This window comes from Mycolicibacterium sp. TUM20985, from assembly GCF_030295745.1.
GTDB lineage: Bacteria > Actinomycetota > Actinomycetes > Mycobacteriales > Mycobacteriaceae > Mycobacterium.
This window is the reverse complement of record NZ_AP027291.1, coordinates 4,781,715-4,802,002: the sequence shown is the minus strand read 5'-3', so window position 1 is coordinate 4,802,002 and position 20,288 is coordinate 4,781,715. Positions and strand designations below refer to the sequence as shown.

General features: G+C 67.0%; 23 protein-coding genes. 19 read left to right on the top strand and 4 right to left on the bottom strand.

What is annotated here, in order from left to right; all coding sequences use genetic code 11:
* From mftB to mftG, 6 genes are all read left to right on the top strand, one after another.
* The gene (gene mftB, locus QUE68_RS23545) at positions 1 to 318 is read left to right on the top strand and encodes a mycofactocin biosynthesis chaperone MftB (RefSeq protein WP_454786387.1); all 318 of its coding nucleotides are present in this window, start codon (positions 1 to 3) and stop codon (positions 316 to 318) included.
* On the top strand, positions 315 to 1,502 hold the full coding sequence (mftC, locus tag QUE68_RS23540; RefSeq protein ID WP_284235094.1) for a mycofactocin radical SAM maturase: 1,188 nt from the start codon (positions 315 to 317) through the stop codon (positions 1,500 to 1,502). Before mftB ends, mftC begins: the two co-directional genes overlap by 4 nt.
* A gap of 2 nt (positions 1,503 to 1,504) precedes the next feature.
* The gene (gene mftD / locus QUE68_RS23535) at positions 1,505 to 2,689 is read left to right on the top strand and encodes a pre-mycofactocin synthase MftD (protein ID WP_286274544.1); all 1,185 of its coding nucleotides are present in this window, start codon (positions 1,505 to 1,507) and stop codon (positions 2,687 to 2,689) included.
* 126 nt (positions 2,690 to 2,815) lie between these two features.
* Positions 2,816 to 3,562: a mycofactocin biosynthesis peptidyl-dipeptidase MftE gene (mftE, locus tag QUE68_RS23530; protein WP_284236136.1), complete on the top strand. Its 747-nt coding sequence runs from the start codon at positions 2,816 to 2,818 to the stop codon at positions 3,560 to 3,562.
* Positions 3,559 to 4,971, top strand: coding sequence for a mycofactocin biosynthesis glycosyltransferase MftF (gene mftF, locus QUE68_RS23525; protein WP_284228694.1), 1,413 nt, complete (start codon positions 3,559 to 3,561; stop codon positions 4,969 to 4,971). The genes mftE and mftF overlap by 4 nt, the downstream gene beginning before the upstream one ends.
* Before the next feature lie 8 nt (positions 4,972 to 4,979).
* Entirely contained in the window at positions 4,980 to 6,392 is a 1,413-nt protein-coding gene (gene mftG / locus QUE68_RS23520; RefSeq protein ID WP_284228693.1) for a mycofactocin dehydrogenase MftG, read from the top strand.
* On the opposite strand, the gene QUE68_RS23515 is transcribed toward mftG, so the two are convergent.
* Together QUE68_RS23515 and QUE68_RS23510 are read right to left on the bottom strand one after the other, a co-directional pair.
* Entirely contained in the window at positions 6,382 to 7,047 is a 666-nt protein-coding gene (locus tag QUE68_RS23515; RefSeq protein ID WP_284228692.1) for an aspartate/glutamate racemase family protein, read from the bottom strand. The two genes, mftG and QUE68_RS23515, sit on opposite strands and share 11 nt — an antisense overlap.
* A 4-nt stretch (positions 7,048 to 7,051) precedes the next feature.
* Entirely contained in the window at positions 7,052 to 8,629 is a 1,578-nt protein-coding gene (locus tag QUE68_RS23510; RefSeq protein WP_284228691.1) for an MFS transporter, read from the bottom strand.
* Positions 8,630 to 8,711: 82 nt separating this feature from the next.
* On the opposite strand from QUE68_RS23510, the gene QUE68_RS23505 reads away from it, so the two are divergent.
* Positions 8,712 to 9,374: a TetR/AcrR family transcriptional regulator gene (locus tag QUE68_RS23505; protein ID WP_284228690.1), complete on the top strand. Its 663-nt coding sequence runs from the start codon at positions 8,712 to 8,714 to the stop codon at positions 9,372 to 9,374.
* On the opposite strand, the gene QUE68_RS23500 is transcribed toward QUE68_RS23505, so the two are convergent.
* Positions 9,340 to 10,593: a cytochrome P450 gene (locus QUE68_RS23500; protein WP_284228689.1), complete on the bottom strand. Its 1,254-nt coding sequence runs from the start codon at positions 10,591 to 10,593 to the stop codon at positions 9,340 to 9,342. The two genes, QUE68_RS23505 and QUE68_RS23500, sit on opposite strands and share 35 nt — an antisense overlap.
* Positions 10,594 to 10,754: 161 nt before the next feature.
* On the opposite strand from QUE68_RS23500, the gene QUE68_RS23495 reads away from it, so the two are divergent.
* Together QUE68_RS23495 and QUE68_RS23490 are read left to right on the top strand one after the other, a co-directional pair.
* Positions 10,755 to 12,296 carry a carboxylesterase/lipase family protein gene (locus tag QUE68_RS23495; RefSeq protein WP_286275925.1) on the top strand — a complete coding sequence of 514 codons (1,542 nt, stop codon included), beginning with the start codon at positions 10,755 to 10,757 and terminating at the stop codon, positions 12,294 to 12,296.
* Positions 12,297 to 12,826: 530 nt separating this feature from the next.
* Positions 12,827 to 13,327, top strand: coding sequence for a TetR/AcrR family transcriptional regulator (locus QUE68_RS23490; RefSeq protein WP_286274543.1), 501 nt, complete (start codon positions 12,827 to 12,829; stop codon positions 13,325 to 13,327).
* A 33-nt stretch (positions 13,328 to 13,360) separates the two neighbouring features.
* Here the strand turns inward: QUE68_RS23490 and QUE68_RS23485 are convergent, their stop codons facing one another.
* The gene (locus tag QUE68_RS23485) at positions 13,361 to 14,254 is read right to left on the bottom strand and encodes a phytanoyl-CoA dioxygenase family protein (RefSeq protein WP_284235099.1); all 894 of its coding nucleotides are present in this window, start codon (positions 14,252 to 14,254) and stop codon (positions 13,361 to 13,363) included.
* Positions 14,255 to 15,115: 861 nt separating this feature from the next.
* On the opposite strand from QUE68_RS23485, the gene rpsJ reads away from it, so the two are divergent.
* The 10 genes from rpsJ to rpmC are packed head-to-tail and all read left to right on the top strand — an operon-like array spanning position 15,116 to position 20,288.
* Positions 15,116 to 15,421 carry a 30S ribosomal protein S10 gene (rpsJ, locus tag QUE68_RS23480; protein ID WP_003925843.1) on the top strand — a complete coding sequence of 102 codons (306 nt, stop codon included), beginning with the start codon at positions 15,116 to 15,118 and terminating at the stop codon, positions 15,419 to 15,421.
* A 14-nt stretch (positions 15,422 to 15,435) separates the two neighbouring features.
* Positions 15,436 to 16,089 (top strand): 50S ribosomal protein L3, encoded by a 654-nt coding sequence (rplC, locus tag QUE68_RS23475; RefSeq protein WP_284228671.1) that lies wholly within the window; start codon positions 15,436 to 15,438, stop codon positions 16,087 to 16,089.
* A complete protein-coding gene (rplD, locus tag QUE68_RS23470; RefSeq protein WP_286274542.1) occupies positions 16,089 to 16,751 on the top strand; it encodes a 50S ribosomal protein L4 in 663 nt (220 codons plus the stop codon). Before rplC ends, rplD begins: the two co-directional genes overlap by 1 nt.
* On the top strand, positions 16,751 to 17,053 hold the full coding sequence (gene rplW / locus QUE68_RS23465; protein ID WP_284228669.1) for a 50S ribosomal protein L23: 303 nt from the start codon (positions 16,751 to 16,753) through the stop codon (positions 17,051 to 17,053). Before rplD ends, rplW begins: the two co-directional genes overlap by 1 nt.
* A gap of 33 nt (positions 17,054 to 17,086) precedes the next feature.
* Positions 17,087 to 17,923: a 50S ribosomal protein L2 gene (gene rplB / locus QUE68_RS23460; RefSeq protein WP_284228668.1), complete on the top strand. Its 837-nt coding sequence runs from the start codon at positions 17,087 to 17,089 to the stop codon at positions 17,921 to 17,923.
* Between the two features lie 12 nt (positions 17,924 to 17,935).
* Positions 17,936 to 18,217: a 30S ribosomal protein S19 gene (rpsS, locus tag QUE68_RS23455; RefSeq protein WP_057167020.1), complete on the top strand. Its 282-nt coding sequence runs from the start codon at positions 17,936 to 17,938 to the stop codon at positions 18,215 to 18,217.
* Positions 18,218 to 18,220: 3 nt separating this feature from the next.
* The gene (gene rplV / locus QUE68_RS23450; protein ID WP_284228666.1) at positions 18,221 to 18,745 is read left to right on the top strand and encodes a 50S ribosomal protein L22; all 525 of its coding nucleotides are present in this window, start codon (positions 18,221 to 18,223) and stop codon (positions 18,743 to 18,745) included.
* Entirely contained in the window at positions 18,745 to 19,638 is an 894-nt protein-coding gene (gene rpsC / locus QUE68_RS23445; protein ID WP_284228665.1) for a 30S ribosomal protein S3, read from the top strand. Before rplV ends, rpsC begins: the two co-directional genes overlap by 1 nt.
* On the top strand, positions 19,639 to 20,055 hold the full coding sequence (rplP, locus tag QUE68_RS23440; RefSeq protein WP_284228664.1) for a 50S ribosomal protein L16: 417 nt from the start codon (positions 19,639 to 19,641) through the stop codon (positions 20,053 to 20,055).
* On the top strand, positions 20,055 to 20,288 hold the full coding sequence (rpmC, locus tag QUE68_RS23435; RefSeq protein ID WP_284228663.1) for a 50S ribosomal protein L29: 234 nt from the start codon (positions 20,055 to 20,057) through the stop codon (positions 20,286 to 20,288). Before rplP ends, rpmC begins: the two co-directional genes overlap by 1 nt.

Genomic DNA, 20,288 nt, shown 5'->3' with positions numbered 1-20,288 from the left:
GTGGTCGCATCCGCGGAGGCGCCAGTGGACGCCCAGGCCTTCGATCCTGACGCCCGCTGGCGCCTGCACCACCAGGTGGCGGTACGGCCCGAGCCATTCGGTGCGTTGCTGTATCACTTTGGGACGCGCAAACTCTCGTTCCTCAAGAACGTCAAGATCGTCGAGATCGTCAAGTCGCTCGATGCCCACCCCGATGCCAGGTCGGCCTGCCGTGCGGCGGGAATCGACGACGCCGCCCAGGCGCCCTATCTGCACGCACTGAGCGTGCTCGTGAAGTCCAACATGCTTGTCCGCGAGGACGGCGAGGAGAACGCATGACCACCATGCAACCGGCGCGAGTACCCAAGTTGGTCGAGCAGTTCGAGCACGGACTCGACGCTCCCATCTGTCTGACCTGGGAGCTGACCTATGCCTGCAACCTGTCCTGTGTGCACTGCCTGTCGTCGTCGGGTAAGCGCGATCCGCGCGAGCTGACCACGCGCCAATGCAAGGACATCATCGACGAGCTCGAACGCATGCAGGTCTTCTACGTCAACATCGGCGGCGGCGAGCCCACCGTCCGATCCGACTTCTGGGAGCTCGTCGACTACGCCACCGAGCATCACGTCGGGGTCAAGTTCTCCACCAACGGGGTGCGGATCGACGAGAAGGTCGCCGCGAAGCTCGCCGCGAGTGACTACGTCGACGTCCAGATCTCACTGGACGGCGCTACCGCCGAGGTCAACGACGCAGTGCGTGGGCCGGGGTCCTTCGCGATGGCGATCCGCGCACTGGAGAACCTGTCCGCCGCGGGGTTCAAGGACGCCAAGATCTCGGTCGTCGTCACCCGCCACAACGTCGACCAGCTCGACGAATTCAAGGCGCTGGCAGACAAGTACGGAGCAACACTGCGCATCACGCGACTGCGCCCATCGGGTCGCGGCGCCGACGTGTGGGACGAACTGCACCCCACCGCCGAGCAGCAGGTCCAGCTGTACGACTGGCTCGTCGCCCGTGGGGAGGGCATCCTGACCGGTGACTCGTTCTTCCACCTGTCCGGGCTCGGCCAACCCGGCGCGCTGGCAGGCCTGAACCTGTGTGGTGCCGGCCGGGTGGTGTGCCTCATCGACCCCGTCGGTGACGTCTACGCCTGCCCGTTCGCGATCCATGATCGCTTCCTCGCCGGAAACATCCTGCGCGACGGCGGATTCGACACCGTGTGGAAGGACGCCCCACTGTTCCGCGAGCTGCGCGAGCCGCAGTCCGCCGGCGCCTGCGGCAGCTGCGACCACTACGACGGCTGCCGCGGCGGCTGCATGGCCGCCAAGTTCTTCACGGGCCTGCCGCTGGACGGACCCGATCCGGAATGCGTCCAGGGTTACGGCGAACCCGCGCTGGCCCGCGAACGGGACAAGCCCAAGTCCAGCGTCGACCACTCCCGCGCCGGTGGGCGCAAGGGACCCGTCTCGCTGAAGCTCCTCACCATTCCGCCCCAAAGAATCTGCAACGAAAGTCCCGTATAACCATGGCTCGCGATATCTGGTTCGAAACCGTCGCCATCGCTCAGCAGCGCGCGAAGAAGCGGCTGCCGAAGTCCGTCTACAGCGCGCTGATCGCCGCAAGCGAGCGTGGCATCACCGTCGCCGACAACGTCGACGCGTTCGGTGAGCTCGGCTTCGCGCCACACGTGATCGGTGCGATCGAGAAGCGTGATCTGGCGACCACCGTTATGGGACAAGAGATTTCACTACCGGTGATGATCTCGCCGACGGGTGTGCAGGCCGTCCACCCCGACGGTGAGGTCGCCGTGGCGCGGGCCGCGGCGGCCCGCGGGACGGCGATGGGTCTTTCCTCGTTCGCGAGCAAGCCCATCGAAGAGGTCATCGCCGCCAACCCAAAGCTGTTCTTCCAGGTCTACTGGCTGGGCGGCCGCGATGCTATCGCCGCGCGCGTCGAGCGGGCCAGGGCGGCCGGCGCGGTCGGGATCATCGTCACCACCGACTGGAGCTTCTCGCACGGCCGCGACTGGGGCAGCCCGGTGATCCCCGAGGAGATGAACCTGCGCACCACCGTCCGGATGATGCCGGAGGGTTTGGCCCGTCCGAGTTGGTTGCTGCAGTGGGCCAAGACCCTCCACCCGCCGACCCTGCGCGTGCCGAATCAGGGCAACCCCGGCGAGGCGGGCCCACCGTTCTTCGCCGCCTACGGGGAGTGGATGGGAACGCCCCCGCCCACGTGGGACGACATCGCCTGGCTCGCCGAGCTGTGGGGTGGTCCGCTGATGCTCAAGGGTGTCATGCGGGTCGACGATGCGAAACGCGCTGTCGACGCCGGGGTCTCGGCGATCTCGGTGTCCAATCACGGTGGCAACAACCTCGACGGGACGCCTGCGTCGATCAGGGCGTTGCCGGCCATCGCCGCATCGGTCGGAGACCAGGTCGAGGTGCTCCTCGACGGTGGCATCCGCCGTGGCAGCGACGTCGTCAAGGCACTAGCCCTCGGGGCCCGCGCGGTCATGATCGGGCGGGCCTACCTGTGGGGTCTGGCTGCAGAGGGTCAACCGGGCGTGGAGAACGTCCTCGACATCATGCGGAGCGGTATCGACTCCGCCCTGATGGGTCTCGGCAAGGCCTCGATCCACGACCTGGGCGCGGACGACGTGCTGACTCCGCCGGGGTTCACCCGGGCCCTCGGAGTGCCGACGGCCTGAGGCACCTGACCGCCGACGTCATCGGGCCTGGTCTCGGTGGTACTGGCGGTGCTGGCGAGACGGACGTGAAACGCGGCTGGGTCCCGGCTGGAACCGGTCGGGACAAAAGCGACGCAAACGCCAACAATCGGCGCACACCAGGTTAATTCGGCCTACGATCGGCGGGTGGCGTACCCCAGCGAGCTTGGGAACTCAACGGCGAGGCAGCTCCGCGAACTGTCGCCCGCGTTGATCATCCCATTAGGCTCGACCGAGCAGCATGGGCCACACCTGCCAGTGGACACCGACACTCGCATCGCCTCCGCGGTGGCATACGGGATTGCTGAACGGTTGACGGGGGACTGGATGCTGGCCCCCGCGATCGGCTACGGAGCCAGCGGTGAGCATCAAGGATTCCCCGGCACAGTATCGATCGGGACCGCTGCGCTGCAGCTCGTGCTGGTCGAGTACGCCAGGTCGGCCTGTGACTGGGCCTCCCGCCTGGTGTTCGTCAACGGCCATGGCGGCAACGTCACCGCCGTTGCTAGCGCGGTGACCCTGCTCCGCCGAGAGGGCCGCGACGTGGCGTGGTGCGCCTGCAGCGTGCCCGGCGCCGACGCCCACGCCGGCCACACCGAAACGTCTGTATTGCTACATATTTCACCGACCGCCGTCCGCGTGGACGAATGGGTCGCCGGCAACGAGGCGCCGGTGTCGGATCTGATGCCCCGGATGCGCGCCGGCGGCGTCGCGGCGGTCAGCCCGGTTGGAGTGCTCGGCAACCCCACCACCGCGTCCGCCGAAGAGGGGTCGCGTATCTTTGCCGAGATGGTCGACACCTGCGCCAGCCGTGTTGCGGCATGGGTCCCCGGCCCCGGGGGTCTGCTGCAGTGACGGGTCCGCGACTGCCCGACGGATTCGCCGTCCAGGTGGATAGAAGGGTGCGGGTGCTCGGCGAGGGATCGGCGCTCCTCGGTGGCTCACCCACCCGGCTCTTGCGGCTGGCTCCCGCCGCGCAGACCATGCTGACCAGCGGGCGCCTCGAGGTACACGACGCGCAGAGCGCGCAGCTGGCGCGCACCCTGCTCGACGCCACCGTGGCCCATCCGCGACCCGCCAGCGGGCCGTCACACCGGGACGTCACCGTGGTGATTCCCGTGCTGGACAATGCCACTGGGCTTAGGCGATTGGTCGAAGCGCTGCGCGGGATGCGCGTCGTGGTGGTCGACGACGGGTCGTCGCAGCCCGTGCAGGTGAGTGACTTCGCAGGTCTGCACTGTGACGTGCGTGTCCTGCGCCATGCCACCAGCCGGGGCCCGGCCGCCGCTCGCAACGCGGGGCTGGCCGTCTGCGAGACGGACTTCGTCGCGTTCCTCGACTCCGACGTCGTACCCCGCCGCGGTTGGCTCGAAGCGCTGCTCGGACACTTCTGCGATCCCGCCGTCGCGCTGGTGGCACCACGCATCGTCGGACTGCGCGAGCCGCAGAACCTGGTAGCCCGATACGAGGCGGTGCGGTCATCGCTCGACCTGGGTCTGCGCGAGGCTCCCGTCGTTCCCTACGGCACGGTGTCCTATGTGCCCAGCGCCGCCATCATCTGCCGGCGGACCACGCTCAACGAGCTGGGCGGGTTCGACGAGACGATGAGGTCCGGTGAGGACGTCGACCTGTGCTGGCGCCTCATCGAGGCCGAGGCCCGGCTGCGGTACGAACCCATCGCCCTGGTCGGGCACGACCATCGGACCGAATTGCGAGAGTGGTTCGGGCGCAAGGCATTCTACGGATCATCCGCCGCACCGCTGGCCGTCCGCCACCCCGGCAAGACTGCACCCCTAGTGCTGTCCGGCTGGACCTTCCTGGTGTGGCTGCTGCTTGCCATGGGGTCGGGCATCGGCTTCTTCGCGTCGACGATCGTGGCCGCCATCACCGGTCGCAAGATCGCCAAGGTGTTGAGCACCGTCGACACCGGACCGAAGCAGGTGGCCGCGGTCGCCGCGCAGGGCCTCTGGTCGGCCGCGCTGCAGTTGGCCTCGGCCATCTGCCGGCACTACTGGCCGATCGCGTTGGTGGCCGCCGTTCTGTTCCGGCGCTGCAGGCAGGTGGTCCTGGTGGCGGCCATCGTCGACGGGGTGGTCGACTGGGCGACCCGCAACGGCAACGTCGACGACGGCGACCAGCGCATGGGACTGTTGGCCTACCTCTTGCTCAAACGGCTCGACGACATCGCGTACGGGCTCGGGTTGTGGACCGGCGTCGTACGTGAGCGTGACATCGGAGCGCTCAAACCACAGATCCGGACCTGAAGCTTCCCTTGCACTCCGATGTCCTGATCGTCGGTGCGGGCAGCGCTGGTTGCGTTCTCGCCGAAAGCCTTTCGCGCGACCCCCGGTGCCGGGTGACGATCGTCGAATCGGGCCCCGGCCGATCGGACCCGGGCGTCCGGGAACAAATCGACGACGGCCACCGACTGCCGATCGGCGTGGCCAGCTCGGTCGTTCGGCGCTACCAGACCACCCTGACCGAGAGCCCTCGACGCAGCGCCTCGCTCGTGCGGGGCGACGTCGTCGGCGGGTCCGGTGCCGTCAACGGGGGGTACTTCTGCCGCGGCCTGGCCTCCGACTTCGACGAGTGGGGCATCCCCGGGTGGACGTGGAACGACGTCCTGCCGCACTTCAGGGAGATCGAGACCGACCTGGACTTCGACGGCTCGCTGCACGGTGCCGACGGCCCGATGGTGATCCGGCGCACGGCCGAATTCAACCAAGGGGCAAGCGCTTTCATCGATGCGGCCCTGCGCCACGGGTACGGGTGGGTCGCCGACCTCAATGGTGCGGATCCCGGGCGGCCCGGTGTCGGCGCCGTACCCTTGAACATCAACGGCGGCACCCGGGTCGGGCCCGGTGACGCCTTCCTCGATCGCGCCGCCGGGCGCGCCAATCTCACCGTGCTCGAAAAGCGTCGGGCGACGCGCATCGAGATGGTCCGGCACCGTGCGGTGGGCGTCGACTGCGTCGGGTCGGACGGACCGCAGCGCTTCACCGCCGACCGCATCGTCCTGTCGGCGGGTGCCATCGGGTCGGCGCAGCTGCTCATGGTGTCGGGTGTCGGGCCCGCGTCGCAGCTGTCCGCCGCGGGTGTGCCGGTGCTGCTGGACCTGCCGGTGGGAACGGCGAGCATCGACCACCCCGAGCTGGTCCTTCCGGTCGACTGGCCCGCCGCGCCGGACCGGCCGCCGCTAGAGGTGCTGCTCACCACGGAGGATAGTCTCGAGATTCGTTGCTATACAACTGGTTTCGCCTCGATGACGGGCGCCGGGTACGACCCGGCCGACCGGCCGCATCTCGGCGTCACGCTCATGCGGCCGCACTCGCGCGGACGCGTCGTCCTCGCCAGTGGGGACGCCGCGGTGCCCCCGTCCATCGAACACCGATACGACAGTGAACCGGCCGACGTCGCGGCCCTCGAGGCAGGCGCCGCCCTTGCCCACGATCTCGCGGGATCCGGTTACGAGGCCCGCGAGTCCTTCTGGTCGACCTCGCAGCACCTGTGCGGCACCGTGCCCATGGGTCGTGACGGCGAGGGGGCGCTCGACGAGAGGTGCCGGGTGCGCGGCGTGGAGGGCCTGTGGGTGGTCGACGGGTCGATCCTGCCCGACATCACCAGCCGAGGACCACACGCCACGATCGCGATGATTGGCCACCGCGCGGCCGAGTTCATCCGGTGAACTGCCGCATGGTGACGAGTGCCTCGGCCAGCAGCGTTGCCGCCACCACCCCGTCGACGACCGGCACGCCAAGCCGCTCGGTGAGGGGCCGGGCGAACTTCGCCATTGCGGCACAACCCAATACGATTGCCCGGCTGCCGTCCTCGGCCAACGCGTTGGCGCAGACATCACCGATGGGTCCGACGGTCGCGGGATCTGCGTCGATCTGCAGGACGGGAATGTCGGTGGCGTGCACCCCAAGGCACTGGCCGGGGGTGTAGGTCTTGGCGAGCGTCCACGCCGTCTGCACCGTGGCGGACATCGACGTCACGACAGAGAAACTGCCCGCGGCCAGGGCCGCGGCGTGCATCGCCGCCTGCGCGATGCCCAGAACGGGTCCCTCGACGGTCGCACGCACCTCCTCCAGGCCAGGGTCACCGAAGCAGGCGATGACGTAGGCGTCGGGAGAGTCCCTCTCGGCTGCTGCCCTCCGCACCTGGTCGAGAAGCCCGGGGAGGCAACGCCGTTCGTCCTCGTCGCTCTCGATGCTGGCGGGACCGTCGGCGGGATTGCGGGCGACGATCTGGGTGGTGGGCCTGGCGACCGCGCGCGCCGCCGTCCCGATGGCGACGGTCATCGACGCGGTGGTATTCGGATTGACGATCAGCAGGCGCACCCAATCAGGGTATGCGCCTTAGCCTGCGCACGACGCCCGACTGTCGTCCGTCGCGGCCGGGCGACCAGATCCCGATGAACACCGACGCGGTGACGATCACGATCGCTAGGACCATCACCGAGGAGTCCATGGCGTGCAGGAAGGCGGTCCGCGCGAGCTCGGTGAGACGGGGGCCGAGTGGCCCGATCTGCTCGGATACCGCGAGGGCTTCGGCGAGTGAGCCGAGCGCACGTTCGCGCACCGGCTCGGGGAACTGGGTGAGCATGGGGGAGAGCGTTGTCGTGTACTGCGCGGCGAGAATCGAACCGGCCACGGCGATGCCGAGTGCGGCACCAATCTCCCGGGTGGTGTCGTTGACGGCCGACGCCACGCCCTGCTTCTCGTCGGGTACGGCGCCCATGATGGCGGAAGTCGTTGGTGCCGTGCACAGTCCGATGCCCGTGCTCATGATCAGCAGTGGCCACGCCAGATCGACGTAGGTGGAGTCGACCTCCAGCACTCGCAAGCTGACCAGGCCCGCGGCGATGAGGAGGAGGCCGACCGTCACCGCGACTCGCAAGCCGACGCGAGGCAGGTACCAGCTGGCGGTGACGCTGAGGATGAAGACGGGCACGATCAGCGGGGCAAGGGCGAACGCGGTGCCGAGTGGGCTGTAGCCCATGACCAGCTGGATGTACTGCATCGCGACGAAGAAGAACCCGAAGTTGGCGAAGAACAACAGCGTCACGCCGACGGCGCCCGTCGTGAACTCGGGCTTGGCGAACAGGCGGACGTCCAGCAGCGGAAAGCGGCGGCGCAACTGGTGCACGGTGAACGCGGCCGACAACGCCACACCCGCCGACATGCCGCCCCACACCAGGGGATCGCTCCAGCCCCTGGCGGGAGCCTCGACGACACCGAAGACGAAGATCGCCACCGCGGACCCGACCAACATCGCGCCGATCCAGTCCAGTGGCGCGGCGTCGGCGTCGCGTGATGACGACACAGTGCACGCGAGGGCGAAGAGCAAGACGCCCGCACCGGCAAAGGCCCAGAAGATGGAGTGCCAGGACCAGACGTGCAGCAGGATGCCGGTGACCAGGAAGCCGAGCACGGCGCCCGTGCCCGCGACGCCTGCCCAGATGCCGACCGCCTTGTTGCGTTCGGCCCTCGGGTAGGCCGCGGTCAGCAGCGACAGCGTGGCAGGCATGATGAAGGCCGCACCGGCTCCCGCCACCGCTCTGGCGATGATCAATTCGATCGGGCCGTCGAGGAAGATCGGTGCCAGCGAAGCCGCCGAGAAGATGGCCAGTCCGATGAGAAGTGCTCCGCGCCTTCCGTATCGGTCCCCGATGGCACCGGCGGGCAGAAGCAGGCAGGCGAGAACGAGGGTGTAGCCGTCGATGATCCAGGTCAGCTGCGACTGGGTGGCAGAGGTTTCGACGGCGATGTCGGGCAGCGCGGAGTTCAGGGCGACCATCGATGAGATGACCATCGACACGGCCAGGCATGCGACCACCAACAACCACACCCGCGCCCGCTTGGACAGGGCTGCGAGACTGGAGTCGATATCCTGGTCGGACGGCGTGATCGTGTCGGCCATCGGCGGGCACGCTCCTTTCGTCAGTTACTTTTGAGACTAACAGTCTCGTAGCGTTGATTCCCCGGTTGAGACGAGGTAAACGATGACCACCGAGCGCTCGGACCCGCGTCCCGCTCGCTCGCGGGCGCGACTGCTCGACGCGGCGACGAGCCTGTTGCGCTCCGGCGGCCCGAGCGCGGTGACCATCGACGCCGTCACGCGCACCGCGAACGTCGCCAGAGCCACGCTGTACCGCCACTTCTCGAGTGCCAACGACCTCCTGGCCGCGAGCTTCACCAGCCTCATCCCGCCGCCGCCGATGCCGCCGGAGGAGGGCACGCTGCGTGACCGGCTGATCGCGATCGTGGTGGCCTGGGCCGAGTCGATCGCCGAGGCACCCACCACCTTGACGGCGATGTCGTGGCTGTCTCTCGGACCGGACATGGCCCGGCTGCCCGAGATGCAGCACACCGATCTGAGCAGCCCCGAGATGCGATCGCTGCGGGAACGCATCGCGCAGCAGTACTCGGCACCCTTCGACGTGATCTTCGACAGTCCGCAAGCGGCCGAAGAACTCGCCGAGGTCGATCGCACGGTCGCCTTGGCCCTGCTGATCGGCCCCCTGGCGTTCGGACGGATCAGCACGCTCGCCGAGTTCGACTACCAGAAGGTGGCGGTCGCGGCCGTCGACGGTTTCCTGAAGAGCTTCGCCAAGGGGGCCGGCGGTCCGACTACTTCACCGAGTATCGAATCGGAAGGTGCTTGAGGCCCCCGACGAACGTCGTCGCGGACAGTTCCGGAGGCCCGGCGAGTTCGATCGACTCCAGTCGCGGGACCAGTTCGGTGAACAGACTGTTCATCTCCATCCGGGCCAGTGCCGCACCGAGGCAAAAGTGCACGCCGTAACCGAAGGAGACGTGCTTGTTCGGATCGCGGCCGACGTCGAACCGGAATGGCTCGGTGAACACCTCTTCGTCGCGGTTCCCCGAGACGTAGGCCAGGTACACCGACTCGCCCGCCGCTATGTCGACGCCGCCGATCGTGGTGTCAGCGGCCGCGGTGCGCATGAATTCCTTGACGGGAGTGGACCATCTGATCATCTCCTCGACGGCGGTACCCATCAGGCCGGGATCGTCGCGCAGGCGCTGCAACTCGCCGGGGTTGTCGATGAGCGCCTGCAGGCCGCCCGAGATCGCATCCTTGGTGGTGTCGTGGCCTGCGCTGGCCACGATCACGTAGTACGACGCGGTGTCGACCTCGGACAGCGGTTCGCCGTCGATGGTGCCGTTGGCGATCGCCGAGGCGAGGTCACCGGTCGGGTGCTCACGGCGTGACGCGGTCAGCGTGTTGAAGTACGCGAAGAAGTCGAGGAGCACGGCCAGCTGATCCTCGAGTGACCCGCCGTCGCGTTTGTACTCGTCGTCATCGCCGCCGAACATCTCCTGGGTGAGCGAATGCATGCGGCCGAAGTCGGATTCGGGCAGGCCCAACAGCGACATGATCACGTACAGGGGGAAGTCGACCGCGATGTCGGTCACGAAGTCGCACTCGGGTCCGATGTCACGCATCTTGTCGACGTAGCGCTTGGCCAATTCGTCGACGCGGATCTGCAGGTCGCGCATGGCCTTGGGCCGGAACCAGTCCGCCCCGATCTTGCGGACCTTGCGGTGATGGGGATCGTCCATGTGGATCAGCGTGCGCAGGCCCATGCCCGCAGCGAGTTGCTCCTTGGCCATGTCGTCGGCCGCCGCCGTGGCCAGCAGCGGCCGCGGCTCGCTCAAGAACAGCTCGTTGTCACGTTCGATCGCCATGATGTCGGCGTGCTTGGTGATCGCCCAAAACGGCCGGTAGGGCGGGACGTCCACCCAGGCAACGGGATTGGTGGCCCGAAGCAGGGTGAGCGCGTCGTGCAGGCGCTCATCGTCGGCGTAGGCGGTGGGATCGGCCAGGACCTTGACGGCGTCGCCAATGGTCGGTGTGGTCATTCGGGCTCCTGATACGCGGCTGCACTTGACGGGTGTCAACCGGCAGTTTAGGGCGGGCTTGCGAACGTGCGGAGGGGATTGCCCGGATCGGTGTCCCAGTAGGCTCGGCGGTCGTGCGATGTGATTCGGTCGGGCGGGGTGCGACCGCGCTGCTGCTCGTGATGATGGTCCTGTTGGCCGGTTGTGCGCGCGGCGACGGCGCGGCCCCGGCCACCTCCGCAAGTGCGCCCACCGACCCGGCGATCGCCGAGACGGCGACGGGGGCCGTCCGGGGGACGGTGACACCGGAGCACCGCCTGTTCGCCGGCATTCCCTATGCAGCCCCGCCCGTCGGCCCGCTGCGGTGGCAGCCGCCCGCGCCGGCAGCGCCGTGGCAAGGGGCGCGTGATGCGACGCATACCGGTGCGCGCTGCATGCAGGACGCCAGTGACATGGAGCTGGGCAGGCAGACGTCCGAGGACTGCCTGACGCTGAACGTCTGGACGCCACCGCCCTCGGATCGCAAGCGGGCGGTGATGGTGTGGATCCACGGTGGTGCATTCATCAACGGCAGCGCCAACATCTACGACTCGCGGTGGCTGGCGTCACGTGGCGACATCATCGTCGTCACCCTCAACTACCGGCTGGGTGCGCTGGGCTTCCTGGCGCATCCCGCCCTCGGTGCCCCGGGTGCGGTCGGCAACTACGGGCTGTCCGACCAGCAGGCCGCGCTGCGATGGGTGCACGACAACATCGCCGGTTTCGGCGGCGATCCCGATGCCGTCACGATCGCGGGGGAGTCCGCGGGCGGGATGTCGGTGTGTGATCACCTCGTTGCCCCGGGGTCGGAGGGACTCTTCCGGGCGGCGATCATCCAGAGTGGGCCGTGCCAGGCGCAGGTCGCCCTTCCCGAGGCGCAGCGGACCAGCATCGCCTACGCCCGCGACGCCGGCTGCGAGGACCTCAGAACCGTCGCCGACTGCCTTCGCGGGTTGCCGGCCGAAAGGTTGCGAAAACCGGTGTGGTACTACCGCATCGGCGACGACGCGCTGAGCGGACCCGTCACGGGAACCACGGTGCTGCCGACGGATCCGATGGTGGCGATCGCGCGGGCGCAGGCCGCCAAGGTGCCCGTGATGATCGGTACCAACCATGATGAGTTCACGCTCTTCGTCGCCTTGGAGTATCTGCGGCTGAAGCAGCCCTACACCGCGGCGCAGTACCCGAAGCTGTTGACGCAGACGTTCGGTCGCGATGCGAGGGCGGTCGAGGCGCGCTACCCGCTGGAGCGCTATCAGGGTAGCGTGCCGCTGGCGTACTCGGCGGCCGTCACCGACGGTGTCTTCGCCTGCGTCGCCGACAGAATGGCCGACGGGCTGGCCAAGACGGACTCGGTGTACGCCTACGAGTTCAACGACCGCAACGCCCCTGCCCCGGATGCCATGCGCACCTTGCCGTTTCCGGTCGGTGCCAGTCACTCACTGGAGCTGCGCTATCTGTTCGACGTCGGCGGAGCGCCGCCGCTCAGCCCCGATCAGCAGGTGCTGTCGGACCAGATGGTCGACGCCTGGAGCCAGTTCGTCCGCGACGGCCATCCCGGAGACGCCTGGCCCGCCTTCGACGGCGAGGAGAAGCGGTGGTCACTGCTGCCCGGCGGGGCCACGGTGGAGACCGACTTCGACCAGCGGCATCAGTGTGCGTTCTGGGCCGGTCCGAAGGAGTGACGGAGGCGACACCGGCCCGGTGACCGCCTGCGTCGCTTCGTTCACGCGCCGACGAAGCACATCCGGGCTGGCCGCCACGTCGATGCGGCCGAGCATGCCAATCGTGCGTGATCGTGGCCGCCGGAATCGGCGGCGGTGATGAAGGAGTCCACGGCACGCAGCCCTGGTTCTCGTTGAATTGACGCACGACGTCACGCCGCGAACAATGTTGAACCGGCGCTAGTCTTGACTGCAGTCGTGTTTCATGTGACATGCCGTCCGGGAAGACGTGTCGGCAACGAACGAAGGCGGTTGTCTCGCTTCGCGGCACCGGCATGATGAGGAGCACTGTGCAGGAACACTCTTCGGGCCGCGTATCGGAGCAACGCGGGGGAGCGACGATCACACCGGGCGGCTTGCGAAAGCAGCCACTTCAAATTCGTTCCAAGGCCACGACCCAATGCATCCTGGATACCGCGTCACGCCTGCTGGTCGAGGTGGGCTATCGAGCGATCGCGGCCTCACCGACCTTGCTTCTCCGGGAGTCGGGGGTGAGCCGAGGATCGTTCTACTCGTTCTTCGAGACACCCGAGAAAGTTCTCGAGGAGTTGGCCTTCCAGTGCATGCAGGAGTCTGCTGCATTACTCGGTGACATGCTCGAGACGAACCCGATCACGCACTGGCACAGCGTCGTCGACACTCTCATCGAGTTCTACCGGGATTGCTTCGGACGTCCGCTGGTTCGTGAACTGTGGGTGGGTCAAAACCTCACGCCCCCGGTGCGGGCAGCCGACCGCGAGTGGATGCAGGACGTCGCGAAGACGCTTCTGGCCGCGCTGCAGAAGGCCGAACCGTCGTTCGACCAGTGCTCGCTCCGACAATCCCTGGTGGCGATCGAGATCTGCGAGCGCCTCTTCCAATACGCCTACACCGACGAGGTGCGAGGTGATCACCAGATCATCGGTGAGATCCGAATCGTCCTGATCCAGTATCTGGCGCACTATTCGGAACGATCGAGCCCCAGCGCGCGAGCGCGACGCGCGGCCGTGTGACGACCGCGCCGAAGGCGAGGCGTTGAGCGTCGCCTACTGGCTGCCGGCAAGGAACGCGGCATACTCCGGGGAGGCGTCGGCGCGGACGCGGTTGGGGTCGTAGCCGTAGGCGATCGCGTCGCCGCGGATGGCGCGTAGCGGGTCTTCGAAGTCGCGGATGTAGCCCATGGAGAACGCGCCCTCCTGGTAGCCCATCAGCTTGAGGAGGTCGTCGTCGAGGGTCTTGGCGACGTCGATTGGCACGGAGAGGTATTGGTTCTCTTCCTGGCGGACCCAGCCCACGGAGTAGTTGATGTTGATGGCGCGCCGGGTCTTGTCGGTGGTCTTGTTGGCGCCGCCGCTGTGGACGATCTTGCCGCTGTAGAGGAGGACCGAGCCGCGGGTCATCTCGGCTTGGAGGCAGTCGGAGTCGGTGTATTCCTTGGGGGTGAGGGCGTCGGGGAGGTGGCTGCCGGGGACGACGCGGGTGGCACCCATCTCGGCGGTGTAGTCCGACAGGGCCCAGAGCATGTTGCATTGAACGTGGTAGTCGGCCGGAAAGGGGAAGAAGTCCCACGCCACTTGGTCGCGGTGCAGCCCCTGAGCGGATTCACCGGGTTCGATGGAGATGATCTGGGTGAGCATCAGCTGAAATGCAGTGGCGTGGCCGAGGAATTGGCCGACTGTGCCCAGGATGGTGGGATTCTGGATGAGCTCGCGGCAGGTGGGGGAGCGGGCGATGAGGGCGCCGGTGCGGCGAGTCTTCTTGCCGAGGATTTCGTTGTAGCCGATGGGAGTGGAGTCGAGGTAGGGGGCGACTTCCTCCTCGATGGCGTCCATCATGGCCGTTGGTGCGAGGTCGTCGACGATCACGTAGTTGTCGCGACGCAGATGTTCGACCAAGTCGTCGACGGGTGTGGTGGCGGGAACATGGGTCAATCTGGTCATGGCAGGTGGCTCCGTGGGTGGGTCTGCGGCCGGTTCGGCCGATCGGACATCAAACGCGACTTCAGTCGTATTTCCATTATGGCGTCCGCGGGATGACCACCTCGTAAGTTTCGATGACGATCGCATTAAGCCGATGGGACGCTGGGCCTCGGCACTCGAGCGGAGAAGGAGGCCACTTCGCCCGTGCTGTTGCGAGAGCTCACTCGACATCGACAAGGGACAGAAGCTAGTGCCCTAAGATTCGGATGGCCGGCTGCAGGGGAAGGTCGCCCCTCGCCGGGCTGAACGTCGAGGCTGACCACGCGCACCGTATGGAGACCACCGCGGGGTGGGTCGGGCGACCGCCTCGGCAGGGGCGATGTCCGTTGCGTCGATACTCATGGGGGAAGGACCCTCGTTTTCCGGTGGGGTGTTCGGAATTGCGAGCGGGACCGCGGTCAGCGCCGGCGCGGTTCCTCCAGTCGGTGTGCTCTAGAGCCAACCCGCGGTGCGTGACGGCCCTACGACGCATCGATGTCCATTTCATTGCGCCGAGGGACGGTCCCCATGCGGCGGGTATGGGCGTTCCCGAGGGATTTGGAGCCCGCCCAGTTCTGAGGCATACTGTTCGGGTTGCCTCGAGCCAGGTTCGCCTGGTCGGGCATACGACCAGCGCCCTCGCGGGCGCATCCGGTCCCAACCTTGATCGCGACGGAGTTTTCGGCGCAGGAGAGTGCGTGCAAGGGCGACACACCCGAGCGCGGGGGCCGGTGGACCACAGACAGGTAAACAGCGGCGGCATAGCCAGCGGAACGCACCTAGTGCGTGTCGCACGTAGACATGGGCCAGTATGGGCCCCGTTAGTAGTGAGGTAGGAGAAGCGTGGCGGGACAGAAGATCCGCATCAGGCTGAAGGCCTACGACCACGAGGCGATCGATGCCTCGGCGCGCAAGATCGTCGAGACGGTCACCCGTACGGGCGCGAGCGTCGTTGGTCCGGTGCCGCTGCCGACGGAGAAGAACATCTATTGCGTCATCCGGTCCCCGCACAAGTACAAGGACTCGCGGGAGCACTTCGAGATGCGCACCCACAAGCGCCTGATCGACATTCTCGACCCGACGCCGAAGACCGTTGACGCTCTCATGCGCATCGATCTGCCGGCGAGCGTCGACGTCAACATCCAGTAGGAGATTCCAGAACAATGGCACGCAAAGGCATTCTGGGCACCAAGCTGGGCATGACGCAGGTGTTCGACGAGAACAACAAGGTCGTCCCAGTCACGGTCGTCAAGGCCGGCCCCAACGTGGTGACCCGCATCCGCACCACCGAGCGCGACGGCTACAGCGCCGTGCAACTCGCCTACGGCGAGATCAGCCCGCGCAAGGTCAACAAGCCGGTCACCGGTCAGTACGCCGCCGCGGGTGTCAACCCACGCAGGCACCTGGCCGAGTTCCGGCTCGAAGACGAGGCCGCCGCCGCCGATTACGAGGTGGGTCAGGAGTTGACCGCCGAGATCTTCGCCGACGGCAGCTACGTCGACGTCACCGGCACCAGCAAGGGCAAGGGCTTCGCCGGAACCATGAAGCGTCACGGCTTCAAGGGTCAGGGCGCCTCCCACGGCGCGCAGGCAGTGCACCGTCGGCCCGGTTCGATCGGTGGCTGCTCCACCCCGGGCCGTGTCTTCAAGGGCACCCGCATGTCCGGCCGGATGGGTACCGACAAGATCACCACCCAGAACCTGAAGGTGCACAAGGTCGACGCCGAGAACGGTGTGCTGTTGATCAAGGGCGCCATTCCTGGCCGCAACGGTGGGCTCGTCGTAGTCCGCACTGCGATCAAACGAGGTGAGAAGTAATGGCTTCCAAGAAGATCGACGTTCTCACGCCGGACGGCAAGAAGGACGGCAGCGTCGAGCTGCCCGCCGCTCTGTTCGACGTGGCTCCCAACATCGCGCTGATGCACCAGGTGGTGACGGCGCAGTTGGCCGCCAAGCGCCAGGGCACGCACTCGACCAAGACGCGCGCCGAGGTCTCCGGTGGTGGCAAGAAGCCGTACCGGCAGAAGGGCACCGGCCGCGCCCGTCAGGGTTCGACGCGGGCACCGCAGTTCACCGGCGGTGGCATCGTGCACGGTCCCAAGCCGCGTGACTACAGCCAGCGGACCCCGAAGAAGATGATTGCCGCCTCCTTGCGTTGCGCGCTGTCGGATCGGGCCCGCAACGATCGGATCTACGCGATCACCGAGCTGATCAGTGGTCAGACGCCGTCGACGAAGATCGCCAAGGCGTTCCTCGAGACGCTGTTGACCGCGGATCACCGCAAGGTGCTGATCGTGATCGGCCGCAGCGACGAGGTCGGCACCAAGAGCGCGCGCAATCTGCCTGGTGTGCGGGTGATCTCAGCGGATCAGCTCAACACCTACGACGTGCTCGACGCCGATGATCTGGTGTTCAGCGTGGAAGCACTGAACGCCTACATTCAGGCGAACAGCGTTGACAAGGAAGAGGTTTCGGCCTGATGGCGACCGTCACTGACCCCCGCGACATCATCCTGGCGCCGGTGATCTCCGAGAAGTCCTACGGGCTGATCGAGGACAACACCTACACGTTCGTCGTGCACCCGGATTCGAACAAGACGCAGATCAAGATCGCCATTGAGAAGATCTTCAGCGTCAAGGTCGATTCGGTGAACACGCTCAACCGTCAGGGCAAGCGCAAGCGCACCCGCAGCGGGTTCGGCCAGCGCAAGAGCACCAAGCGCGCCATCGTGACGCTGTCCGCGGGCAGCAAGCCGATCGACCTGTTCGGAGCACCGGCCTAACCGCCGGCGGGAAGCACAGAGGACTACACAGACATGGCTATTCGCAAGTACAAGCCGACGACCCCCGGTCGTCGCGGGTCCAGCGTCTCGGACTTCGCCGAGGTCACTCGGTCGACGCCGGAGAAGTCGCTGATCCGCCCGTTGCACAGCACCGGTGGCCGCAACGCGCACGGACGCATCACCACCCGTCACAAGGGTGGCGGGCACAAGCGCGCGTACCGAGTCATCGACTTCCGTCGCCACGACAAGGACGGCGTCGACGCCAAGGTTGCGCACATCGAGTACGACCCCAACCGCACCGCGAACATCGCGCTGCTGCACTACCTGGACGGCGAGAAGCGCTACATCATCGCGCCGCAGGGACTGTCGCAGGGCGACCGCATCGAGCAGGGGCCGAACGCCGACATCAAGCCGGGCAACAACCTGCCGCTGCGCAACATCCCCTCGGGCACCGTCATCCACGCCGTGGAGCTCCGCCCGGGTGGTGGCGCCAAGATGGGCCGTTCGGCCGGTGTCAGCATCCAGCTGCTCGGCAAGGAAGGCACGTACGCCACGCTGCGTATGCCGTCCGGTGAGATCCGCCGCGTCGACGTGCGCTGCCGCGCCACCGTCGGCGAGGTCGGCAACGCCGAGCAGGGCAACATCAACTGGGGCAAGGCCGGCCGTATGCGCTGGAAGGGCAAGCGCCCCACCGTTCGTGGTGTCGTCATGAACCCGGTCGACCACCCGCACGGTGGTGGTGAGGGTAAGACCTCCGGTGGCCGCCACCCGGTCAGCCCGTGGGGTAAGCCCGAGGGCCGCACCCGCAAGAACAAGCCGAGCGACAAGCTCATCGTCCGACGCCGGCGCACCGGCAAGAACAAGCGCTAGGAGTATCCAGCGATGCCACGCAGCCTGAAGAAGGGCCCGTTCGTCGACGACCATCTCCTGAAGAAGGTCGACGTCCAGAACGAGAAGAACACCAAGCAGGTCATCAAGACCTGGTCCCGTCGGTCGACGATCATCCCCGACTTCATCGGACACACCTTCGCCGTCCACGACGGACGCAAGCACGTGCCGGTGTTCGTCTCGGAGGCCATGGTCGGTCACAAGCTGGGCGAGTTCGCCCCCACCCGGACCTTCAAGGGTCACATCAAGGACGACCGGAAAGCGAAGCGGCGGTAGGCCATGACTACGACAACTCAGTCGACTGATTATCCCAGTGCGGTTGCCTCGGCGCGCTTCGTGCGCATCTCGGCCTCCAAGGCGCGCCGGGTGATTGACCTGGTGCGCGGCAAGTCCGTCACCGAGGCACTCGACATCCTCCGCTGGGCGCCCCAGGGTGCCAGCGAGCCCGTCGCCAAGGTGATCGCGAGTGCTGCGGCCAACGCCCAGAACAACGATGGCCTGGATCCGTCGACCCTGGTGGTCGCGACCATCCACGCCGACGAGGGCCCGACCGCCAAGCGCATCCGGCCGCGCGCCCAGGGGCGTGCGTACCGAATCCGTAAGCGCACCAGCCACATCACGGTGATCGTGGAAAGCCGTCCGCCGAAGGACAAGGGTTCTTCTGCATCGACGGCGTCCGCCAGGGCGCGTCGTGCACAGGGCAGTAAGGCAGCCGCCACTGCGCCGGCCAAGAAGGCTCCCGCCAAGAAGGCGGCGCCCAAGAAGGTCGCAGAGACTTCTGATTCGAAGGGAGGCTCGGAGTAGTGGGCCAGAAGATCAACCCCCACGGCTTCCGCCTCGGCATCACGACCGACTGGAAGTCCCGCTGGTACGCCGACAAGCAGTACGCCGAGTACGTGAAGGAAGACGTCGCCATCCGTCGTCGGCTCTTCGCACCGTTCGTCATCCCCGGTGAGCGCAACGTCGAACTAGAACGTGCCGGTGTCGCCAAGGTCGAGATCGAGCGGACTCGTGACAGGGTCCGGGTGGATATCCACACCGCGCGGCCTGGCATCGTCATCGGACGTCGCGGCGCAGCCGCCGACAGCATCCGTGGAACGCTGGAGAAGATGACCGGCAAGCAGGTCCAGCTCAACATCCTCGAGGTGAAGAGCCCCGAGTCGGTGGCCCAGCTGGTCGCCCAGGGTGTGGCCGAGCAGCTGAGCAACCGCGTCGCGTTCCGTCGCGCCATGCGCAAGGCGATCCAGTCGGCGATGCGTCAGCCGAACGTCAAGGGCATCCGGGTGCAGTGCTCGGGTCGCCTCGGCGGTGCAGAGATGAGCCGGTCGGAGTTCTACCGCGAGGGTCGGGTGCCGCTGCACACTTTGCGCGCCGACATCGACTACGGCCTGTACGAGGCCAAGACCACCTTCGGCCGCATCGGCGTAAAGGTGTGGATCTACAAGGGTGACGTCGTCGGTGGCAAGCGTGAGCTGGCTGCCCCCGCCGCCGCCGGCGCAGAACGTCCGCGTCGCGATCGTCCGGCAGGTACCCGTCCGCGTCGCAGCGGCGCATCGGGCACCACGGCCACGAGCACCGAAGCAGGTCGCGCCGCCAGTGAAGAGACGCCCGTCGCCGAAACTCCAGTGAACGCCGACACGTCCGCCGCTCCCGAGGCCGTCGCGGCCCCCGAAGCGGCAGAGAGCACGGAGAGCTAAATGTTGATTCCCCGTAAGGTCAAGCACCGCAAGCAGCATCACCCGCGCCAGCGCGGGATTGCCAGCGGTGGCACGGCCGTGAGCTTCGGTGACTACGGCATCCAGGCCCTGGAGCACGCCTACGTCACCAACCGGCAGATCGAGTCCGCGCGTATCGCCATCAACCGGCACATCAAGCGTGGCGGCAAGGTCTGGATCAACATCTTCCCCGACCGCCCGCTGACCAAGAAGCCCGCCGAGACCCGCATGGGTTCCGGTAAGGGTTCACCAGAGTGGTGGGTCGCCAACGTCAAGCCCGGTCGCGTGCTCTTCGAGATCAGCTACCCGGATGAGAAGGTCGCCAAGGAGGCGCTGACCCGCGCCATCCACAAGCTGCCGATCAAGGCACGCATCATCACCCGAGAGGAGCAGTTCTGATGGCAGTGGGAGTTTCGCCCGGCGAACTGCGCGAGCTGACCGACGAGGAGCTCGCCGCCCGGGTGCGCGAGTCGAAGGAAGAGCTGTTCAACCTTCGCTTCCAGATGGCCACCGGGCAGCTGGCCAACAACCGTCGGCTGCGCGTGGTGCGCCAAGAGATCGCACGCGTGTACACCGTGCTTCGTGAACGTGAGTTGGGTCTGGCCTCCGGACCCGTTGGTGAGGATTCGTAA

Bases quoted from the DNA above. Each gene is read 5' to 3' on its own strand.
- mftD (WP_286274544.1), top strand. From the start codon at position 1,505: ATGGCTCGCGATATCTGGTTCGAAACCGTCGCCATCGCTCAGCAGCGC.
- rplD (WP_286274542.1), top strand. From the start codon at position 16,089: ATGGCTTCCAAGAAGATCGACGTTCTCACGCCGGACGGCAAGAAGGAC.
- rplV (WP_284228666.1), top strand. From the start codon at position 18,221: ATGACTACGACAACTCAGTCGACTGATTATCCCAGTGCGGTTGCCTCG.
- rplW (WP_284228669.1), top strand. From the start codon at position 16,751: ATGGCGACCGTCACTGACCCCCGCGACATCATCCTGGCGCCGGTGATC.
- QUE68_RS23495 (WP_286275925.1), top strand. From the start codon at position 10,755: ATGATGGTCCTGTTGGCCGGTTGTGCGCGCGGCGACGGCGCGGCCCCG.
- QUE68_RS23510 (WP_284228691.1), bottom strand. From the start codon at position 8,629: ATGGCCGACACGATCACGCCGTCCGACCAGGATATCGACTCCAGTCTC.
- mftC (WP_284235094.1), top strand. From the start codon at position 315: ATGACCACCATGCAACCGGCGCGAGTACCCAAGTTGGTCGAGCAGTTC.
- QUE68_RS23505 (WP_284228690.1), top strand. From the start codon at position 8,712: ATGACCACCGAGCGCTCGGACCCGCGTCCCGCTCGCTCGCGGGCGCGA.
- QUE68_RS23485 (WP_284235099.1), bottom strand. From the start codon at position 14,254: ATGACCAGATTGACCCATGTTCCCGCCACCACACCCGTCGACGACTTG.
- rplP (WP_284228664.1), top strand. From the start codon at position 19,639: ATGTTGATTCCCCGTAAGGTCAAGCACCGCAAGCAGCATCACCCGCGC.
- QUE68_RS23500 (WP_284228689.1), bottom strand. From the start codon at position 10,593: ATGACCACACCGACCATTGGCGACGCCGTCAAGGTCCTGGCCGATCCC.
- rplC (WP_284228671.1), top strand. From the start codon at position 15,436: ATGGCACGCAAAGGCATTCTGGGCACCAAGCTGGGCATGACGCAGGTG.
- rpmC (WP_284228663.1), top strand. From the start codon at position 20,055: ATGGCAGTGGGAGTTTCGCCCGGCGAACTGCGCGAGCTGACCGACGAG.
- rplB (WP_284228668.1), top strand. From the start codon at position 17,087: ATGGCTATTCGCAAGTACAAGCCGACGACCCCCGGTCGTCGCGGGTCC.
- rpsS (WP_057167020.1), top strand. From the start codon at position 17,936: ATGCCACGCAGCCTGAAGAAGGGCCCGTTCGTCGACGACCATCTCCTG.